Origin of the sequence: Desulfobotulus pelophilus (genome assembly GCF_026155325.1) — a bacterium.
In the GTDB taxonomy this organism is placed as follows: Bacteria; Desulfobacterota; Desulfobacteria; order Desulfobacterales; family ASO4-4; genus Desulfobotulus; species Desulfobotulus pelophilus.
In genome coordinates, this window is sequence record NZ_JAPFPW010000054.1 from 1 (window position 1) to 2,288 (window position 2,288).

2 protein-coding genes are annotated in these 2,288 nt (G+C 51.4%); both read left to right on the forward strand.

Annotated features, from left to right (window positions below):
* Nucleotides 1-102: 102 nt before the first annotated feature.
* Complete coding sequence (istA, locus tag OOT00_RS15890; protein ID WP_265426405.1) at nt 103-1,374, forward strand: IS21 family transposase; 1,272 nt, start codon at nt 103-105, stop codon at nt 1,372-1,374.
* The gene (istB, locus tag OOT00_RS15895; RefSeq protein WP_265426406.1) at nt 1,371-2,159 is read left to right on the forward strand and encodes an IS21-like element helper ATPase IstB; all 789 of its coding nucleotides are present in this window, start codon (nt 1,371-1,373) and stop codon (nt 2,157-2,159) included. Before istA ends, istB begins: the two co-directional genes overlap by 4 nt.
* The last annotated feature ends 129 nt before the right edge of the window (nt 2,160-2,288 follow it).

Below are 2,288 nucleotides of genomic sequence, written 5' to 3' on the forward strand. Positions count from 1 at the left end.
TGTTAAGAGACACGTTATATTGAATCCTTAGGGGACACGAGTTTTACGATCTGCCTCCAACCTAATGCGGTATGCTGTCACCTCTAACCAGGGAGGTGAAACATGGCAGACCGCCGACTGACTAAGGAGGAAATCGTGACCCTGAACACATTGATTGAAAAGAAGGCATCCAACAGTGCCATTTCCCGGATTATCGGGACCTCTGAAGGAGCGGTTCGGTATCATCGTAAAAAGCAGAGCCTCATTTCACCTACCAATGGAAATGCCAAAGAATCCAAGGCTATGACGTATGAAGAACTTATTTCGGACTGGATGGAGAAAGCCGCAGCGGACAAGCGGCCTGCCAATATCCGGGAGCTTCACGAACATCTGGTTCTCCATTACGGATACAATCACTCGTATAAGTCTGTATTACGGTATGTTCGCAAAAAATATCCCCGTCCACCTATCCGTACCTACCGTCGGGTAGAACTGGCACCGGGAGCCCAGTCCCAGACGGACTGGGGAGAGTTTCCGCAAGTATGTATCGGTGGGGTCTGGAAGAAGCTCTATGCCTTCATCCTGGTGCTGTCCCACTCCCGTATGTGGGCTGCTGTCTGGAGTGAGAGCATGGATCAGCTCCACTGGCATCAGTGCCACAACGAAGCTTTCCGCCGCCTGGAGGGCATCCCGGCGGTTAATCGGATCGACAACCTGAAAACCGGTGTTGCAAGCGGGGCAGGAGCCACAGGTGTCATCAATGCAGCCTACAGCAGCTATGCCCGAAGCGTGGGATTTCATGTGGACCTCTGTCCGCCCCGTTCCGGCAATGCCAAGGGCAAAGTCGAGGCCAAGGTCAAGCAGCTCAGAAAGCTGCTTCCCATCACCAGGCGTGAGTGGTCTTCCATCAGAGAGCTGCAGCATGAAACGGATCAGGCCATAGAACGCTACGCAAAGAATACCATTTGTCCTGCAACAGGAAAAACCATTCATGCGAGTTGGCAGGACGAAATTCCGTTACTACGCCCCCCAATGCTGCTACCAGAGCCCTTTGATAAGGTCGTGAGCCGTGTTGTTCGTCCAGACTGCTGCGTGTTCTTTGAAAACCGACAATACACTGTACCATTTCAGCTTGTAAAAGAGCTGGTGGAGGTCCGTGGATGCGCTGACCGTGTCCAGATTCTGGCCCATGGCAAGGTTGTCATAGAATATCCAAGACATACAGAAGAACGGATTCTCATTGACAGAAAATGCTATGAAGGCCCTGCAACAGACCGGGTATTACCGCCACCTCCCCAGGGTAAACTGACTTCCCGCCTGGAAGAAATTATGGCATCAGGGGTTGAGGCCCGTTCCATAGACTATTACGCAGCACTTGCGGAGGTGGCCAGATGACAGCAAGAGCCAGAACCGAAGTGGATTCCATCCGTTCAACCCTTGTGGACCTTGGTCTCAACTTTGCAGCAGAAAACCTTACGGAGCTTCTCAGCGAATCTGTCAGAAGGCAGATGCCTGGGCATGAATTCCTGGGAAGGCTTCTTGAGACAGAGATTGCACAACGGGAAGAGCGGCGTATTGAAAGAACCTTACGACTCTCCGGTCTGCCTGTGGGATACACACTGGGCAATTTTGATTTCGCCTTCCAGCCAGCTATTGATAAGGCACGGATTGAGACTCTTGCCACCAGTGCCTACATTCGACAGAACGAAACCATTCTCATCCAGGGACCTCCCGGCACAGGAAAGACTCATTTGGCCGTTGCCCTTGGCGTTAAGGGTATTGAGCACGGATTTTCTGTGGCATTTTATACTCTTGAAAGCCTCATACATGCAGCAAGACAGCATGCGGATCGACCACTGCAGCGTATGAAGAGTGTCAAATACCTTAAATCATCTCTTCTGATCATTGATGAAATGGGCTTTCAACCCCTTTCCAGAGAAGAGGCCTCTCTGCTGTTTCGTGTCATCAACTACCGCTATGGTCGTGGGAGTATCATCATTACGACCAATAAGGCCGTCAAAGACTGGCCAGAGATCCTGGCGGGGGATGAGGTCATGACCACGGCGGTTCTGGATCGGCTGCTGCACAAGAGTCATGTGCTTCACATTAAGGGACGGTCCTATCGGCTGAAAGATCTTGAAAAAATGTTGGCTGGACCCCATCCGTCCGCCCCTCCTTGAATGTATGAAGTTCGGAGGGGCGGACGGGTGGAACAACCGTGCTGAAGGATGTAGAATCCAAATTTATTATAGGGCAGAATCGTAAAAACTCCTGTCCCCTAACTTCGTAAAAAGTCGTGTCCCTTGACA